We start from the raw sequence: 17,507 nt of genomic DNA on the forward strand, positions 1-17,507 counted from the left end.
GCCTGCGCCCTTTCACTCAGATCGAACATGCGTTGCACTCCGCGTTTTTTGCCGGGTGCCCATTCTGCTTGATCCGCCGCCGCGCGAGATTCAGCCCTCGGCCAGGACACCGGCCAGCACCGCGCTGTCCACGTTGCCACCGCTCAGGGTGGTGCCCACCACCTGGCCCGGGAGCGCGGCGCGCTCCTGCCAGGCGGCGGCGAAGCTGGCGGCGCCCGCGCCTTCGGCCACGTTGTGGGTGTCGGCGAACAGCATGCGCATGGCCTGCGCGACTTCCGCGTCGCTGACCTGCACGATTCGCTCCAGGTGCGGCCGCAGCACCTCGAGCGCGGCGGCGTCGGCCACGCGGCAGGCCATGCCATCGGCCAGTGTGGTGGTCACGGGCGCTTCGACCACCCGGCCTTCGGCCAGTGAAACCGCGTAGGTGGTGGCGTGGGCGCTGACCACGCCGACGATGCGCACGGGGTGCCGCAGCGCCAGCTTGGCGGCGATCGCCGAGCACGCGCCCGATCCCTGGCCGATCGGTACGTAGACGATGTCGAGCGCCGGCACGGCGCGAAAGAATTCCCACCAATAGGTGCTCACGCCCCGCAGCAGATCGGGGTGGAAGCTTGGCACCATGTGCGCGCCGCGTGCAGCGGCGAGCTCCATGGCGTGCTCGCGGCTGGCCTGGAAGTCGTCGCCGTGTTCGATCAGCGTGACGCCGAGCGCGCGCATGGCGGCGTTTTTCTCCACCGAGTTGCCGCGCGGCACGACGATGGTGCAGGCCACGCCATGCGCGCGCGCGGCCCAGCCGATGCTCTGGCCGTGGTTGCCGCGCGTGGCGCTGATGACCTCGCGCGGCAGCTCGCCGCGCGCCTTGAGCTGGTCGAAGTAGGTCAGCCCGCCGCGGATCTTGAACGCGCCCGCCGGTGTGTGGTTCTCGTGCTTGACCCAGCAGTCGGTGCCCAGGCGCGCGCTGAGCGTGGCCCAGCGGTACTGTGGTGTGGGGCCGAACTCGCGGTAGACCACCTGCGCGGCGGCCTCGATGTCGTGCAGGGTGGGCAGCAGGTGGTTCATGGCGGGGACAGCAGGCTGAGCCGGCCGTGGGCCGGGGTGTCGAGCTCGGCCGCGAGGCCGGCCGGACCGTCGCTCACGGTGATGCCCGGCAGGCCCACGGCCTGCAAGGCTGCGCGCAGCCCGGCGGCGCCCGCGTGGCGCAGGTGCAGGCGGCGCAGCGCCACGCCGCTGGCGGGCATGTGCCGCGTGGGGTGGGTGCCGCTCCACTGGATCAGCGTGGGCAGCGCGCCGTTGAAGAGGCGTTGGCCGTCGTCGCGCACGCTGATGCGCCATTGCAGCAGGCCCTGCGGTGTCTGGCGCGAGGCGCTGACGACCGGGCCGCGCTGGATGCCGATGGCGCGCAGCGCCGCGAGGGCGGCATCGATGTCGGCGACGCGCGCCACCCAGTGCACCAGTTGCGGCCCCTGGCGCTGCAGGCGCTGTTGGAGCGCGGGGTCGTCGAGGTCGAACCAGCGGCGCTGGCCCGGTGCGCGGCCGGGCGTGGCGCGCGGGTCGATGGCGATGACCTCCAGGTAGGCCTCGGGTGCCTCATCCCCGTCGAGCCGAAGCAGGCGGTTGTGGGTGCCGAACAGCGGGTGTTCCCCGCCCGGGCCGGGCGTGACGCCCAGCGTGGCTTCGCACCAGGCCACGCCCTCGTCGAGCGTGCGCGCGGCCACCACCAGGTGGTCGATCTGCGCCCGGGGCTCAGCCATGGTCTCTCCCGGAGGTCACAGCGTCACCTCGCCGTCGATGCAGGTGACGGAGGCGCCGCCGACCCAGATGGTGCCTTCGGCGTCGCGGTGGATGTGCACGCGCCCGGCGCGCGCCATGGCCGTGCCTTGCGCGGCGACGTAGTCCGGTGGCGCCATGCCCGCGCCGATCAGCCATTGCGCCACGGCGGCGTTGAGGCTGCCGGTCACCGGGTCTTCGCTCAGCGTCTGGTGGCCGTGGAAGAAGGCGCGCACCTCGAAGGCGGTGTCCGAGCCGGCGGGTTGCGGGCCGACGAGGCCGATCTCCAGCCCGGCGAGCACCTGCGCATCGGGCCGCACCGCGAGCACCTGCTCGGCCGAGCGCAGCATCACGCCGCGCCAGGGTGGGCCGTTCTCGCACCAGGCGTGCGCCACGATCTCATCGCGCGCCAGGCCCAGGCCGCGCGCGATCAGGGCCACGTCGGCCTCGTCGAGCGGGCCGCTGCGCCGCAGCGGCGGCGCGGCAAACGCGAGGCGCTGGCCATCGCGCCGGATGCGCACCAGGCCCACGCCGCATTCCTGCACCACGTGGGCTTGGGCCCGGGGCTGGCCGCCGGCCTGCAGCCAGGCGTGGCAGGTGCCCAGCGTGGGGTGGCCCGCGAAAGGCAGTTCCCGGCCGGGGCAGAAGATGCGCACGCGGTAGTCGGCACCGGCCGCGTGGCCTTCGTCGGTGGGCGGCAGCACGAAGGTGCACTCCGAGAGGTTGGTCCAGTCGGTGAACTGCTGCATGGCCTCGGTGCTCAGGCCGGTGCCGTCGAGCACCACGGCCAGCGGGTTGCCGCGGTAGGGTGTTTCGGTGAACACGTCGACTTGCTTGAAGGGGCGTTGGGCCATGGGAAGGTTCTCCGGGTTCGTCAGGACAGGGGCAGGTCGAGCACGCCGCGGCTCGCGGGCCGGGCCAGCCAGCCGGCGTACCAGCGTTCGAGGTGCGGCCACGCGGGGCGCGGCTGCGGCAGGCCCCACCAGCGGTGCACTTCGCAGGCGATGGGGATGTCGGCCATGGTGAGCGCATCGCCGGCCATGAAGGCCTGGCGCGACAGGTGCTCGTCGAGCAGGGCGAACAGCGGCTCGGTGGCGGCGACCGATTGCGCGATCACCTGGGCGTTGCGCTGCGCGGCCGGTGTGCGGATCCACTGCTTGAAGCCCGGGCTGCCCGCGGGGTTGAGCGTGGTCTGCTGCCAGTCCATCCAGCGCTCGGCATCGAAGCGTTGTCGCAGATCGCTCGGGTAGAGCCGGTTCTCGCGCGCGCACAGGTAACGCACGATGGCGTTCGATTCCCAGAGCGTGAAGTCGCCGTCCTGCAGCAGCGGCACCAGGCCGTTGGGGTTGCGCGCGCGGTAGCCGGGCGTGTCCACGACGCCGTGGGCCAGGCCGGCGTCGGTGCGCGGCAGGTCGAGGCCGAGCACCTGCGCGCACAGCACGACCTTGCGCACGTTGATCGAGCTCAGCCGGCCCCACAGCTGCAGCATGGGCTCAGGCCTTCGGTTGTTCGCGAATGGCCTGGGCCAGCGCGGTGATGCCGATGCGGATCTGCTCCACGCTGGCGGTGACGAAACTCAGGCGCAGGCTGCGTGGATCGGGTTCGTCGGCGTAGAACGCGGCGCCGGGCACGAAGGCCACGCCCTTGTCCACCGCGCGTGGCAGCAGGTCGATGGCGTTCATGCCTTCGGGCAGGCGCACCCAGAGGAACATGCCGCCGTCGGGCGAGTTCCACTGCACGTCCAGGCCCTGCATCTCCTGCGCCAGACTGGCCAGCATGGCCGCGCACTGGCTCTTGTAGAGCGCGCGGATGGTGGGCACATGGCGGTCCAGGAAACCGTCCTTGAGCACCTCGGCCACCATGCGCTGGTTGAAGCCGGGGCTGTGCAGGTCGGCTGCCTGCTTGGCTTGCAGCAGCTTGGGGAAGACCGCCTTGGGCGCGACGATGAAACCCAGCCGCAGGCCGGGCGCGAGCACCTTGGAGAAAGAACCCAGGTAGATGCAGCCGTCGGGGTTGCGCGCGCTCAGCGGCAGCGGCGGCGGCGCGTCGAACCAGAGGTCGCCATACGGGTTGTCTTCCACGATCGGCAGGCCGTGCGCGGCCGCGCTGGCCACCAGCGCGGCGCGGCGGGCCTCGCTCATGCTGCGGCCGGTGGGGTTCTGGAAGTTGGGCAGCACGTAGAGGAAACGCGCGCGGTTCGCGCCGCTGCCCACCCGGCGTTCGAGGTCACCCACGTCGACGCCCTCGGCGTCGCTGGCCACGGCTTCGATGATGGGCTCCATGGGGGTGAAGGCCTGCAGCGCGCCAAGGTAGGTGGGCGTTTCCACCAGCACGCGGCTGTCGGTGTCGATCAGCACCTTGGCCACCAGGTCCAGGCCCTGCTGGCTGCCGGTGGTGATGAGCACTTGGGCCGGATCCACTTCCCAGGGCAGTTGCGCCGCCACGGCCTCGCACAGCGGGCCGTAGCCTTCGCTGGCCGAGTATTGCAAGGCCGCCAGGCCGTCTTCGCGCAGCACCTTGGCGCAGGCGTCGGCGAACGCGCTCACCGGGAAGGTCTTGGGCGAGGGCAGGCCGCCGGCGAAACTGATGATGCCGGGCTTCTCCGTGACCTTGAGGATCTCGCGGATCACCGAGGGGTTCATGCGCGCGGCGCGGCGGGCCAGCGTCCAGGGCATGGCGGTGGTGGGCGTGGTGGGCAGGTCGTTGGGTTTCATGAAGGTCTCCGTTCAAACGTGTTCGGTGGGCGCGCTGGCGTGTACCGGCATTTTCTTTCCAATGAAGACGGTGGCGATCACCGCGATCGCAAAACCCAGCGAGACGGCGTCGAGCCGTTCGCCGAGCAAGGGCACGGCGAACAGCATGCCGAGAAAAGGCTGCACCAGCTGCACCTGGCTCACGCGCACCGTGCCGCCCAGGGCCAGGCCGCGGTACCAGGCGAAGAAACCGATCCACATCGAGAACACGGCGGTGTAGGCGAAGCCCCACCAGGCCGAGGCCTGCAGCACCGCCTGCGGCCGGGTCAGGGTGGCCAGGGGCAGGGTGAGTGGCAGGGCGATCACCAGGGCCCAGCAGATGACGTGTTCGGCGCGCATGCGCTGCGACAGGCGCGCGCCGTACGCATATCCCACGGCGGCGCACAGCATGGCGGCGAGCAGCAGCGCATCGGCCGGATGCAGTGTGAGGCCGGCACTGCCCGAGCGCAGCACCGCAAAGCCCACCACCAGCGCGCTGCCCAGGGCGGCGCAGGCCCAGAAGCCGACGGAGGGCCGCTGGCGGTGCAGCAGCGCGCCCACCGCCGCCGTGGCCAGCGGCAGCACACCCACGATCACGCTGGCGTGCACCGCTTCCACATAGCGCATGGCCACCGAGGTGAACAGCGGAAAACCGAACACCACCCCGGCCGAGGTGATGGCCAGCGGCAGCAGGTCTTCGCGGTGCGGCAGCGGCGCGCGCGTGGCGACCAGGAAGGCGATCGACAGCAGGGCCGCCACCACGGCGCGGCCCAGCGCGACGAACACGCCGGACATCTGGGGCGCATCGACCGAGCCCACGGCCAGCCGCGTCATGGGCAGGGTGAGCGCGAAGATCACCACGCCCAGCAGGCCGAGCATCAGCCCCTTGTTGGCAGGCCGGTCGATCCAGCGCGGTGCGGGCAGGCTGTGGGTGGTCATACAGTGAGCATCCAGAGGGCGGTGGCCACCAGCACGGCGGCCAGCACGCGGTTGAACCAGACCAGGCGCGTGCCCTGCGTGAGCCACTGGCGCAGCAGCGAGCCGGCGACCGCGTAGGTGAGGTTGCTGGTGAAGGCGAAGAACACCATCACCACGCAGATGATGGCCAGCCGCTGGCCCGGGTTGGGCGCGGGCTGCCCGGCGGCGTTGACCACCCAGCCGGCGGTGAGCGTGAGCGCCAGCATCCAGGCCTTGATGTTGAGGAACTGCAGGCCCACGCCCTGCAGGAAGCTGACGTTCAGGCGCGAGGCGTCGACCTCGGAGAGCTTGGAGGCGCCCGCCAGTTTCCAGGCCAGCCACAGCATGTAGGCCACGCCCAGCAGCTTCACGCCCCAGCGCAGCGCCGGCACACCCAGCACCAGCGCGCCCAGGCCGAGGCCGCAGGCCAGCATGAGCAGCGTCCAGCCGGTGGGCACCGCGAAGCAGAAGCGCAGGGCGCGCCGCAGGCCCAGGTTGGCCGCGAGGGCGGTGGACAGCGTGGTGTTTGGCCCCGGCGAAAAACTCATCGCGGTGCAGAACAGCAGCAGGGCGGTCAGCTCGGTGGCGCTCATGAAGATCGGAGGGATGGGCTTGTCAACACGGGAGGTTCAATGTACGCTTTTGCGCCAGTACACAACCAATACAGTTGACCGGCGCAGTTGCGAGTCTGTATTGGTCGATGCGACAGTACAGGCGCTGGAAGGATGCCCCCGACATGCTGATGAAGACCCCCGCACAATCCCTGACCGAGCAGCTCGCCGTGCGCTTCGCCGACCGCATCCGCAGCCGCCTGCTGGCGCCCGGTGCGCGCCTGCCCTCGGTGCGCCAGTGCGCGCTGCAGCACGGCGTGAGCCCCTCCACCGTGGTGGCCGCCTACGACCAGCTGCTCGCGCAAGGCCTGGTGCAGGCGCGCAAGAACCGGGGCTTCTTCGTGCGCGAAATGCCCACGCCGCGCGCCGACGGTCAGTCGAGCGAAACCAAGGCCGCTGCCGCGAGGGCCGGCGGCGGAGCGTCGCCCATCAACGCGACGGCGCTGATCCGCGGCATGTTCCACAAGGTCAGCAACAAGCCGCACCCGGGCATGGGCGTGTTCCCGCCCGACTGGCTGGAGTCGACCTTCATGCCGGCCGCCGTGCGCAAGGTCACCGGCACGCGCGCCTTGCAGGACTTCTCGCTTCAATACGGCGAGCCGATGGGCGACAGCAGCCTGCGCCGGGTGTTGTCGCAGAAGCTGGCCTCGCTCAACGTGCACGCCGATGCCGAGCACATCATCACCACCGTGGGCGCCACACACGCGCTGGACATCGTGAGCCGCACGCTGCTGCGCGCGGGCGATCCGGTGATGGTGGAGGAGCCCGGCTGGGCGGTGGAGTTCGCGCGGCTGGCCGCGCTGGGCATGCGCATCCTGCCGGTGCCGCGCCGCGCCGACGGGCCCGACCTGGAGGTGATGGCGAAGTACTGCGAGGTGCACCAGCCCAAGCTGTACGTGAGCGTGAGCGTGTTCCACAACCCGACCGGTTACTGCCTGTCGCCCGGCAGCGCGCACCGCCTGCTGCAGCTGGCCAACCGGCACAACTTCCACATCGTCGAGGACGACACCTACAGCCACATCGCGCCCGAACACGCCACGCGCCTGACCGCGCTCGACGGCCTGCAGCGCACCATCTACGTGAGCGGCTTCGCCAAGATCCTCGCGCCCAACTGGCGCATCGGTTACCTGGCCGCGCCGCCGGCGCTGGTGGAGCCGCTGCTCGACACCAAGCTGCTGTCCACGCTGACCACACCCTCCTTGCTGGAAAGGGCGCTGGCGCTGTGCATCGAGCAAGGCCAGTTGCGCCGCCACGCCGAGCGCATCCGCACCCGGCTCGATGCCGCGCGGGCGCGCAGCGTGAAGCTGGCGCTGGGCGCGGGCTGCAGCTTCGCGGCCGAGCCGGTGGGGCTGTTCGGCTGGGTCGACACCGGGGTGGACACCGACGCGCTGGCGCAGCGCATGCTGGACGAGGGCTACCTGATCGCGCCCGGTGCGCTGTTCCATGCCGCGCGGGCGCCCAGCACCCTCATGCGCATCAACTTCACGACCACGCAGGACGCGGCGTTCTGGCGTGTGTTCTCGCGCCTGAAGGCCTCGGGCTGAGCCCTGGGGCTGGCTAGAGCTTGGTGTCGAACAGGTCGCGGCCGCGCGCCTGCAGGATGTCCGCCAGCGCGCGGTCGATCTGGCGCGCTTCGGCCTGCATCAAGGGCAGGGCGCGCGCGAACAAGTGCCAGTCGCCCGACCGGGCGGCCAGCTCCAGGCCCTTGGCCAGGCGCGCGCCACGCTCGGCGGTCATGCTGCCCAGCGAGCCCTTGAGGCCGTGCGCGTGGGCCACGGCCGCGGCCGAATCGCGTGTCTGAAGCGCCTTCTGCAATTCGCTCTGGCGCGAAGCCAGGTCGGCGCGCATGGCCTGGGCCAGTTGCCCCAGCGTCTCTTCGTCGCCATCCAGGCGGCGCAGCAGTTTCTCGACGTCCAGCGCCTCCAGGTGCGTGGCGGCGGCGCGCGAGCCCGACACGGCGCTGGGGACGACGGGGGCGGGGATGGTCACCGGGGCCGGTGCGGGTGTGGCCGGGGCTTGCTCGGGCTCGGCCAGGCCGTCGTCGAGCTTCAGCACCCGGTCCATTTCCTTGATGAGCGCCTGCGGGCTGACCGGCTTGGCGGTATAGCCATCCATGCCGGCGGCCAGGCAGGCTTCGCGGTCGCCCGGCATGGCATTGGCCGTCACGGCCACGATGGGCGTGCGGGGCAGCTTGCGGCGGGTCTCGATGTCGCGGATCTCGTGCGTGGCCTGCAGGCCGCTCATGCCAGGCATCTGCACGTCCATCAGCACCAGGTCGATGCCGCCCTGTTCCCATTGGGCGATGGCGTGCACGCCACCGCGCGCCACGCGCACGATGCAGCCCAGGCGCAGCAGCAACTGCCGCATCATCAGTTCGTTGACCGGGTGGTCTTCGGCCAGCAGCACCACCAGGCCGACATAGCGGGCACCGGCCTGCGCGACTTCCTGCAGCTCGGCCGAGGCGCTGAGCGGGCTCTGGTCCAGCTCGCGCAAGGGCAGGGTCAGGGTGAAGGTGCTGCCTTCGCCGGGGTCGCTCTGCAGGTCGATCTCGCCGCCCATGAGCCGGGCCAGCTGCGCGCAGATCGCCAGACCCAGGCCACTGCCGCCATAGGGGCGCGCGGTGGAGGCGTCGGCCTGCGTGAAGGCGTCGAAGACGGTGGCGTGGTGTTCGCGCGCGATGCCCACGCCGCTGTCGCGGACCTGCAGCTGCAGCCGCTTCGGGGCCTGGCCCGCGGGCTCGATCGGCTGGATGCGCACCTCGATCCGGCCGCCGCGGGGCGTGAACTTGAGCGCGTTGGAGAGCAGGTGGTTCAGCACCTGGCGCAGGCGCACCGCATCGCCCATCACCCATTGGGGCAGGGTCGGTGGCAGTTCGAAGCGGAAGTCCAAAGCCTGTTCGCCCGCCTGCTCGGCGTACGGCACGATGGCCTGTTCCAGGGCCTGGTGCAGGTCGAAGCGCACGTTCTCGATGTCGAACTGGCCGGCTTCGATGCGGGAGAGATCCAGCAGGTTGTTGAGCAGGTCCAGCAACTCGTGCGCCGAGTTGTCCATCAGCGCCAGCCAGCTGGACTGGTCCCCATTGAGCGGCGAATCCATCAGCATGCGCGTGAGGCCCATGAACGCGTTGAGGGGCGTGCGCACCTCGTGGCTGATGTTGGCCAGGAATTCGCTCTTGGCCCGGCTGGCCTGTTCGGTCAATTCGCGGGCGCGCTCGCCATCCTGCTCGATGCGCTTGCGCTCGCCGATGTCGGCCAGGGTGCCCATGAGCCGCAGGGGCTGGCCCTTGCTGTCGTGCTCGGCGACCATGGCGTGCGTTTCGACCCAGCGCCAGCCTTCGGAGGCGCGCACCCGGTGCTGCACCACGGCGCGCTGGCTGCGGCCTTCGAGCAAGGCCATCACCTGCACGCGCAGCGGCTCGATGTCGTCGGGGTGCAGGCGCGCGCGCAGGTCGATCGCCTCCCAGTAGCCGTCGGCGGCGATGTCGCCGAGCAGTTCGCCCCAGCGCGCCGTCAGGAACACCTGGGTGGCGGGCAGTTGCCAGTCCCACAGTGCCAGGCCGGCGGCATCTACCGCGAGTTGCAGGCGGTCGCGCGCTTCGTCCAGCGCCTCCTCGGCCAGCAGGCGGCTGTTGGATTCGCGGTGCGCGGTGCTGCGCAGGCGGTCGAGCTCGCGGCTTTGGTGTTCCAGTTCGCCCTGCAACCTTTGCGTGCGCTCGCGCTCCTGCTGAAGCTCGTCCAGCGTGCGTTGCAAGTCAAAGGCGAGACGATCGGGCGTCATGGGCGTGTGTGAGGTGGTGCGAAGGCCTAGGGTTCCCGTGCCGGGCCCTCAGCTGCCGCCAAGCGCTTCCCAGCGCTCCAGCGCCTGAAGCCATTCCCCCTCGACTTCGGCATGTCGGGCGCCAAGTTGAGCCGCGCGGGTGGGATCGCTGTGAAATAGTTGGCCATTCTCCAGGTCCTTGCCAATGGTGGCTTGTTCGGCCTCCAGGGCCGCGATCAGCTGAGGCAGCGCGTCGAACTCCCGCTGTTCCTTGTAGCTTAGCTTTTTCTTGGCGGGTGCTGGTGCGGGCGCCGAACTGGCCGGTTTGGCGGCCGGGGCGGCCGGCGGCGGGGTGGACGCCTCGCGCTCGCGCTGCAGGGCGGCCGACCGCGCCGACTGGGTCAGCCAGTCCTGCACGTCCCCCACGTACTCGCGCCAGCGCCCTTCACCCTCGAACACCAGGGTGCTGGTGACCACGTTGTCCAGGAAGCGCCGGTCGTGGCTGACCAGGAACACCGTGCCTTCGTACTGCTGCAGCAGGTCTTCCAGCAGCTCCAGCGTGTCGATGTCCAGGTCGTTGGTGGGCTCGTCGAGCACCAGCACGTTGGCCGGCCGCGCGAACAACCGCGCCAGCAGCAGGCGGTTGCGCTCGCCGCCCGAGAGCGTGCGGACCGGGGCGTTGGCCCGCGCGGGCGAGAACAGGAAGTCGCTGAGGTAGCTCTTCACATGGGTGCGCTTGTTGCCGATCTCGATCCACTCGCTGCCCGGGCTGATGAAGTCTTCGAGTGTCGCGTCCAGATCGAGCTGGTCGCGCATCTGGTCGAAATAGGCCACGCTGATCTTGCTGCCCTGGCGCACGGTGCCGCTGGTGGGGATCAGTTCACCCAGAATGATCTTGAGCAAAGTGGTCTTGCCCGCGCCATTCGGGCCGATCAGGCCGATCTTGTCGCCGCGCAGGATGGTGGCCGAAAAGTCCCGGATCACGGTGCGCTGGCCGCCGTCTGCGGTCGCGAACGTCTGCGTGACCTTCTCCAGCTCCGCCACGATCTTGCCGCTGGCGTTGCCACTGGCCACCTCCAGCTTCACGCTGCCCACCGCGTCGCGCCGCTGCGCGCGCTGCTCGCGCAGGCGCTCCAGCCGGGTGATGCGCCCTTGAGCCCGCGTGCGCCGCGCTTCCACACCCTTGCGGATCCACACCTCTTCCTGTGCCAGCAGCTTGTCCGCACGGGCGTTGATCACCGCTTCCTGTGCCATCTGCTCTTCCTTGAGCAGCTGGTACTGCGCGAAGTTGCCGGGATAGCTGAGCAGCCGGCCGCGATCGAGTTCGACCATGCGTGTGGCCACGCGGTCCAGAAAGGCCCGGTCGTGGCTGATCGTGACGACGCTGCCCTTGTACTCCAGCAGCAGGTCTTCCAGCCAGGTGATGCTGTCCAGGTCCAGGTGGTTGGTTGGCTCGTCCAGCAGCAGGACGTCGGGGCGGCTCACCAGCGCCTGGGCCAGGGCCACGCGCTTCTTGTTGCCGCCCGAGAGTTCGCCCACGCGCACCGCGCCGTCCAGGTGAAGCCGGTGCAGGGTTTCCTCCACCCGTTGCTCCCAGTTCCAGGCGTCCAGGGCCTCGATGCGGTTCTGCAGCGCATCGAGGTCCAGCCCGTCTGCGCCACTCAAATAGAGATCCCGCGCAGCGCGCGCATCGGCCAGACCCACGCTGGCGGCCTCGAACACCGACGACTGCAGATCCAGCACCGGTTCTTGCGGCACATAGGCAATGCGCAGACCGGTCTGCACCTGCAGCGTGCCGTCATCGGCCTTTTCCAGGGACGCCAGGATCTTCAGCAGCGACGATTTGCCGGTGCCGTTGCGTCCGATGAGACCGACCCGCTCCTGCGCCTCGAGCGCGAAGTCGGTGTGGTCGAGCAGAGCCACGTGGCCAAAGGCCAGTTGCGCGTCCTGCAGAGTGATGAGTGCCATGAAAAGTCCGAGTCGAAAGGAGTCTTGATTATCCGTGCGCGCCCAAGCCGTGCGAGCGAGCGGGGGGCTCCGTGGTGGCGCTGGACGCACCTCTTCTATATATAGGGGTGGATGCGCGGCGCTCCTGCCGAAGCGTGGCGATACCGAGAGGCCTTGCGCGAAAGTTTTTTGCGAGGCTTTGACGAAAGCCCAAAAACTGTCGTATACTGCAAGGCTTCGCTGCTCACAAAGACTTCTTCGGAAGGCAAAGAAAAGCGGTGAAGGAGATGCAGCCAAGGCGGTGCAAAAAGCGAGATAAAAAATCAAACTTTTTGACAAGACGCCAAAAACTGTGTCATAATACGAGGCTCAGCTGATCGCAGCTAAGCAAGCAGACGAAGGTGGTGAGAGCCGCTGGGTTTGCGAGGATCATTAAAAACATACAGCCGATAAGCGTGGGCGTTTGAAGGCGATTGCGAAAACGGGCTCGAAAGAGTCCAAGTCGCAAGACTTTAAACGCTCATGAGAATAGAAGTGAAGTTCACTTCAATTCCGTTTTTATGAGTAATTTCAAGATCGAACTAAAGAGTTTGATCCTGGCTCAGATTGAACGCTGGCGGCATGCTTTACACATGCAAGTCGAACGGTAACAGGCCGCAAGGTGCTGACGAGTGGCGAACGGGTGAGTAATGCATCGGAACGTGCCCAGTCGTGGGGGATAACGCAGCGAAAGCTGCGCTAATACCGCATACGATCTATGGATGAAAGCGGGGGACCGTAAGGCCTCGCGCGATTGGAGCGGCCGATGTCAGATTAGGTAGTTGGTGGGGTAAAGGCTCACCAAGCCGACGATCTGTAGCTGGTCTGAGAGGACGACCAGCCACACTGGGACTGAGACACGGCCCAGACTCCTACGGGAGGCAGCAGTGGGGAATTTTGGACAATGGGCGCAAGCCTGATCCAGCAATGCCGCGTGCAGGAAGAAGGCCTTCGGGTTGTAAACTGCTTTTGTACGGAACGAAAAGGCTCTGGTTAATACCTGGGGCACATGACGGTACCGTAAGAATAAGCACCGGCTAACTACGTGCCAGCAGCCGCGGTAATACGTAGGGTGCAAGCGTTAATCGGAATTACTGGGCGTAAAGCGTGCGCAGGCGGTTTTGTAAGACAGGCGTGAAATCCCCGGGCTCAACCTGGGAATTGCGCTTGTGACTGCAAGGCTGGAGTGCGGCAGAGGGGGATGGAATTCCGCGTGTAGCAGTGAAATGCGTAGATATGCGGAGGAACACCGATGGCGAAGGCAATCCCCTGGGCCTGCACTGACGCTCATGCACGAAAGCGTGGGGAGCAAACAGGATTAGATACCCTGGTAGTCCACGCCCTAAACGATGTCAACTGGTTGTTGGGTCTCTTCTGACTCAGTAACGAAGCTAACGCGTGAAGTTGACCGCCTGGGGAGTACGGCCGCAAGGTTGAAACTCAAAGGAATTGACGGGGACCCGCACAAGCGGTGGATGATGTGGTTTAATTCGATGCAACGCGAAAAACCTTACCCACCTTTGACATGTACGGAATTTGCCAGAGATGGCTTAGTGCTCGAAAGAGAGCCGTAACACAGGTGCTGCATGGCTGTCGTCAGCTCGTGTCGTGAGATGTTGGGTTAAGTCCCGCAACGAGCGCAACCCTTGTCATTAGTTGCTACGAAAGGGCACTCTAATGAGACTGCCGGTGACAAACCGGAGGAAGGTGGGGATGACGTCAAGTCCTCATGGCCCTTATAGGTGGGGCTACACACGTCATACAATGGCTGGTACAAAGGGTTGCCAACCCGCGAGGGGGAGCTAATCCCATAAAGCCAGTCGTAGTCCGGATCGCAGTCTGCAACTCGACTGCGTGAAGTCGGAATCGCTAGTAATCGTGGATCAGCATGTCACGGTGAATACGTTCCCGGGTCTTGTACACACCGCCCGTCACACCATGGGAGCGGGTCTCGCCAGAAGTAGTTAGCCTAACCGCAAGGAGGGCGATTACCACGGCGGGGTTCGTGACTGGGGTGAAGTCGTAACAAGGTAGCCGTATCGGAAGGTGCGGCTGGATCACCTCCTTTCTGGAAAAAGAGCAATCAAGCTCAAACGCTCACACTTATCGGTTGTTGGAAGGACGTCGCCAGCGATTCGGGCTTAGGCCTGGAGAGATCAAGCGACCGGCTTGGGTCTGTAGCTCAGTTGGTTAGAGCACCGTCTTGATAAGGCGGGGGTCGTTGGTTCGAGACCAACCAGACCCACCATCCCCTCCAATGAGCGCAAGTTATCCTGGGGGATTAGCTCAGCTGGGAGAGCACCTGCTTTGCAAGCAGGGGGTCGTCGGTTCGATCCCGTCATCCTCCACCAAAACAACGTTGCTCCGGTGACGTTCTTGTCTGATAAATCTACATCAAAGCATCTTGGCCAGTCTGGTTGAGGATGTTTTGATGTTGATTGATATCCATCGATTGACAGGCGATCGCAAGATCGCCACGGCTGTTCTTTAAAAATTCATAGAGTCGAATCAGCGTTGCTGATGGAAAGCACATATTCGTAAAGGTTTCATGTGCACCGTGCCATCAGCAACATTTTTTGATTGCGTCAACGAATATTCAATTTGATCGAAAGATGCGAATTGAAACGGCATAACGCGTCAGGTGAAAGACCTGACAGACATTTGCTTGATGTGATTTTGTATCTTGTTGGGTTGCGAGACCTGGTGAGATGTCAAAGTTATAGGGTCAAGTGAATAAGAGCACGTGGTGGATGCCTTGGCGATGATAGGCGACGAAGGACGTGATAGCCTGCGATAAGCTTCGGGGAGCTGGCAAATTAGCTTTGATCCGGAGATTTCCGAATGGGGAAACCCACCTAGCAGTAGGTATCGCATGATGAATACATAGTCATGCGAGGCGAACCGGGTGAACTGAAACATCTCAGTAGCTCGAGGAAAAGACATCAACCGAGATTCCGAAAGTAGTGGCGAGCGAAATCGGAAGAGCCTGTTAGTGATAGCACAAGACTTAACGGAACGCTTTGGAAAGGGCGGCCATAGCGGGTGATAGCCCCGTACGTGAAAAGACCTGTGTGGTACTGAGCTAACGACAAGTAGGGCGGGACACGAGAAATCCTGTCTGAATATGGGGGGACCATCCTCCAAGGCTAAATACTCATCATCGACCGATAGTGAACAAGTACCGTGAGGGAAAGGCGAAAAGAACCCCGGGAGGGGAGTGAAATAGATCCTGAAACCGCGTGCTTACAAAAAGTAGGAGCCTCGAAAGGGGTGACTGCGTACCTTTTGTATAATGGGTCAGCGACTTACATTCAGTGGCAAGGTTAACCGAATAGGGAAGCCGTAGAGAAATCGAGTCCGAATAGGGCGATTCAGTCGCTGGGTGTAGACCCGAAACCAAGTGATCTATCCATGGCCAGGATGAAGGTGCCGTAACAGGTACTGGAGGTCCGAACCGACTAGTGTTGCAAAACTAGCGGATGAGCTGTGGATAGGGGTGAAAGGCTAAACAAACTTGGAAATAGCTGGTTCTCTCCGAAAACTATTTAGGTAGTGCCTCAAGTATTACCGTCGGGGGTAGAGCACTGTTTTGGCTAGGGGGTCATGGCGACTTACCAAACCAAGGCAAACTCCGAATACCGATGAGTACAGCTTGGGAGACAGAGCACCGGGTGCTAACGTCCGGACTCAAGAGGGAAACAACCCAGACCGCCAGCTAAGGTCCCTAAAATTGGCTAAGTGGGAAACGAAGTGGGAAGGCTAAAACAGTCAGGATGTTGGCTTAGAAGCAGCCATCATTTAAAGAAAGCGTAATAGCTCACTGATCGAGTCGTCCTGCGCGGAAGATGTAACGGGGCTAAGCCAGTTACCGAAGCTGCGGATTTGCAATTTATTGCAAGTGGTAGGAGAGCGTTCTGTAAGCCTGTGAAGGTGTCTTGTAAAGGATGCTGGAGGTATCAGAAGTGCGAATGCTGACATGAGTAGCGTTAAAGGGGGTGAAAAGCCCCCTCGCCGTAAGCGCAAGGTTTCCTACGCAACGTTCATCGGCGTAGGGTGAGTCGGCCCCTAAGGCGAGGCAGAGATGCGTAGCTGATGGGAAACAGGTCAATATTCCTGTACCGATTACAAGTGCGATGTGGGGACGGATCTTAATAGGTTATCCGGCGGTTGGATGTGCCGGTTTAGACAGATGTAGGCGACACGTAGGCAAATCCGCGTGTCATATACCGAGGCTGTCGATCGAGCGAGCTTGCTCGCGAAGTAACTGAACGAGGTCCCAGGAAAAGCCACTAAGCTTCAGCTTGTAATTGACCGTACCGCAAACCGACACTGGTGCGCGAGATGAGTATTCTAAGGCGCTTGAGAGAACTCAGGAGAAGGAACTCGGCAAATTGACACCGTAACTTCGGAAGAAGGTGTGCCCTAGTAATGTGATGAGAACATCTGAGCATGAATGGGTTGCAAAAAATTGGTGGCTGCGACTGTTTATTAAAAACACAGCACTCTGCAAACACGAAAGTGGACGTATAGGGTGTGACGCCTGCCCGGTGCTGGAAGATTAATTGATGGGGTGCAAGCTCTTGATCGAAGTCCCAGTAAACGGCGGCCGTAACTATAACGGTCCTAAGGTAGCGAAATTCCTTGTCGGGTAAGTTCCGACCTGCACGAATGGCGTAACGATGGCCACACTGTCTCCTCCTGAGACTCAGCGAAGTTGAAATGTTTGTGATGATGCAATCTCCCCGCGGAAAGACGGAAAGACCCCATGAACCTTTACTGTAGCTTTGTATTGGACTTTGAACAGATCTGTGTAGGATAGGTGGGAGGCTTTGAAGCAGGGTCGCTAGATCTTGTGGAGCCAACGTTGAAATACCACCCTGGTGTGTTTGAGGTTCTAACCTAGGTCCATTATCTGGATCGGGGACAGTGCATGGTAGGCAGTTTGACTGGGGCGGTCTCCTCCCAAAGTGTAACGGAGGAGTTCGAAGGTACGCTAGGTACGGTCGGACATCGTGCTAATAGTGCAATGGCATAAGCGTGCTTAACTGCGAGACTGACAAGTCGAGCAGATGCGAAAGCAGGACATAGTGATCCGGTGGTTCTGTATGGAAGGGCCATCGCTCAACGGATAAAAGGTACTCTGGGGATAACAGGCTGATACCGCCCAAGAGTTCATATCGACGGCGGTGTTTGGCACCTCGATGTCGGCTCATCTCATCCTGGGGCTGTAGCCGGTCCCAAGGGTATGGCTGTTCGCCATTTAAAGAGGTACGTGAGCTGGGTTTAAAACGTCGTGAGACAGTTTGGTCCCTATCTTCCGTGGGCGCTGCAGATTTGAGGAAGCCTGCTCCTAGTACGAGAGGACCGGAGTGGACGCACCTCTGGTGTACCGGTTGTCACGCCAGTGGCATTGCCGGGTAGCTAAGTGCGGAAGAGATAACCGCTGAAAGCATCTAAGCGGGAAACTCGTTCCAAGATGAGATCTGCCGGGGCCTTGAGCCCCCTAAAGAGTCGTTCAAGACCAGGACGTTGATAGGTCAGGTGTGGAAGCGCAGTAATGCGTTAAGCTAACTGATACTAATTGCTCGTGCGGCTTGACCCTATAACTTTGATGAAAATCATCAGAGTCAAATGTCATCCGACTGAAAAGTCATGTTATGCCCGAAGGCTCAGCAATGAGTCCATCGTTGGCAGCAAT

Annotated in this window: 10 protein-coding genes, 2 tRNA genes and 2 rRNA genes; 5 read left to right on the forward strand and 9 right to left on the reverse strand. The window is 64.3% G+C overall.

What is annotated here, in order from left to right; all coding sequences use genetic code 11:
* Positions 1 to 90 precede the first annotated feature (90 nt).
* Genes AC3WPZ_RS11275 through AC3WPZ_RS11305 form a run of 7 tightly spaced genes read right to left on the reverse strand, consistent with a single transcriptional unit; the run spans position 91 to position 6,049 of the window.
* The gene (locus AC3WPZ_RS11275) at positions 91 to 1,059 is read right to left on the reverse strand and encodes a threonine dehydratase (protein WP_382322981.1); all 969 of its coding nucleotides are present in this window, start codon (positions 1,057 to 1,059) and stop codon (positions 91 to 93) included.
* On the reverse strand, positions 1,056 to 1,751 hold the full coding sequence (locus AC3WPZ_RS11280; RefSeq protein WP_382322982.1) for a VOC family protein: 696 nt from the start codon (positions 1,749 to 1,751) through the stop codon (positions 1,056 to 1,058). The genes AC3WPZ_RS11275 and AC3WPZ_RS11280 overlap by 4 nt, the downstream gene beginning before the upstream one ends.
* A gap of 15 nt (positions 1,752 to 1,766) precedes the next feature.
* The gene (locus AC3WPZ_RS11285; protein WP_444688113.1) at positions 1,767 to 2,621 is read right to left on the reverse strand and encodes a PhzF family phenazine biosynthesis protein; all 855 of its coding nucleotides are present in this window, start codon (positions 2,619 to 2,621) and stop codon (positions 1,767 to 1,769) included.
* 20 nt (positions 2,622 to 2,641) lie between these two features.
* Positions 2,642 to 3,256 (reverse strand): glutathione S-transferase family protein, encoded by a 615-nt coding sequence (locus AC3WPZ_RS11290; RefSeq protein WP_382322984.1) that lies wholly within the window; start codon positions 3,254 to 3,256, stop codon positions 2,642 to 2,644.
* Between the two features lie 4 nt (positions 3,257 to 3,260).
* Complete coding sequence (locus AC3WPZ_RS11295; protein ID WP_444688114.1) at positions 3,261 to 4,481, reverse strand: aminotransferase-like domain-containing protein; 1,221 nt, start codon at positions 4,479 to 4,481, stop codon at positions 3,261 to 3,263.
* A gap of 12 nt (positions 4,482 to 4,493) precedes the next feature.
* Entirely contained in the window at positions 4,494 to 5,438 is a 945-nt protein-coding gene (locus AC3WPZ_RS11300) for a DMT family transporter (RefSeq protein ID WP_492436207.1), read from the reverse strand.
* Complete coding sequence (locus tag AC3WPZ_RS11305; protein WP_291119826.1) at positions 5,435 to 6,049, reverse strand: LysE family translocator; 615 nt, start codon at positions 6,047 to 6,049, stop codon at positions 5,435 to 5,437. The genes AC3WPZ_RS11300 and AC3WPZ_RS11305 overlap by 4 nt, the downstream gene beginning before the upstream one ends.
* Positions 6,050 to 6,192: 143 nt before the next feature.
* Here AC3WPZ_RS11305 and AC3WPZ_RS11310 point away from each other — a divergent pair, with 143 nt between their 5' ends.
* Positions 6,193 to 7,611 carry an aminotransferase-like domain-containing protein gene (locus tag AC3WPZ_RS11310; RefSeq protein ID WP_492436209.1) on the forward strand — a complete coding sequence of 473 codons (1,419 nt, stop codon included), beginning with the start codon at positions 6,193 to 6,195 and terminating at the stop codon, positions 7,609 to 7,611.
* A gap of 13 nt (positions 7,612 to 7,624) precedes the next feature.
* Here the strand turns inward: AC3WPZ_RS11310 and AC3WPZ_RS11315 are convergent, their stop codons facing one another.
* Positions 7,625 to 9,844: an ATP-binding protein gene (locus AC3WPZ_RS11315; protein ID WP_382322987.1), complete on the reverse strand. Its 2,220-nt coding sequence runs from the start codon at positions 9,842 to 9,844 to the stop codon at positions 7,625 to 7,627.
* A gap of 48 nt (positions 9,845 to 9,892) precedes the next feature.
* Entirely contained in the window at positions 9,893 to 11,791 is a 1,899-nt protein-coding gene (abc-f, locus tag AC3WPZ_RS11320) for a ribosomal protection-like ABC-F family protein (protein ID WP_492439603.1), read from the reverse strand.
* A gap of 557 nt (positions 11,792 to 12,348) precedes the next feature.
* On the opposite strand from abc-f, the gene AC3WPZ_RS11325 reads away from it, so the two are divergent.
* The 4 genes from AC3WPZ_RS11325 (at position 12,349) to AC3WPZ_RS11340 (ending at position 17,411) form a co-directional block, all read left to right on the forward strand.
* Positions 12,349 to 13,877, forward strand: a 16S ribosomal RNA gene (locus tag AC3WPZ_RS11325).
* A gap of 103 nt (positions 13,878 to 13,980) precedes the next feature.
* Positions 13,981 to 14,057, forward strand: a tRNA-Ile gene (locus tag AC3WPZ_RS11330).
* 27 nt (positions 14,058 to 14,084) lie between these two features.
* Positions 14,085 to 14,160, forward strand: a tRNA-Ala gene (locus tag AC3WPZ_RS11335).
* Positions 14,161 to 14,532: 372 nt separating this feature from the next.
* Positions 14,533 to 17,411 (forward strand): 23S ribosomal RNA (locus tag AC3WPZ_RS11340).
* Together the 16S and 23S rRNA genes with 2 tRNA genes alongside form the textbook arrangement of a ribosomal RNA operon.
* Positions 17,412 to 17,507: the final 96 nt, after the last annotated feature.

It is taken from the genome of Hydrogenophaga sp. FW305-3-2-15-A-LB1 (assembly GCF_058787875.1).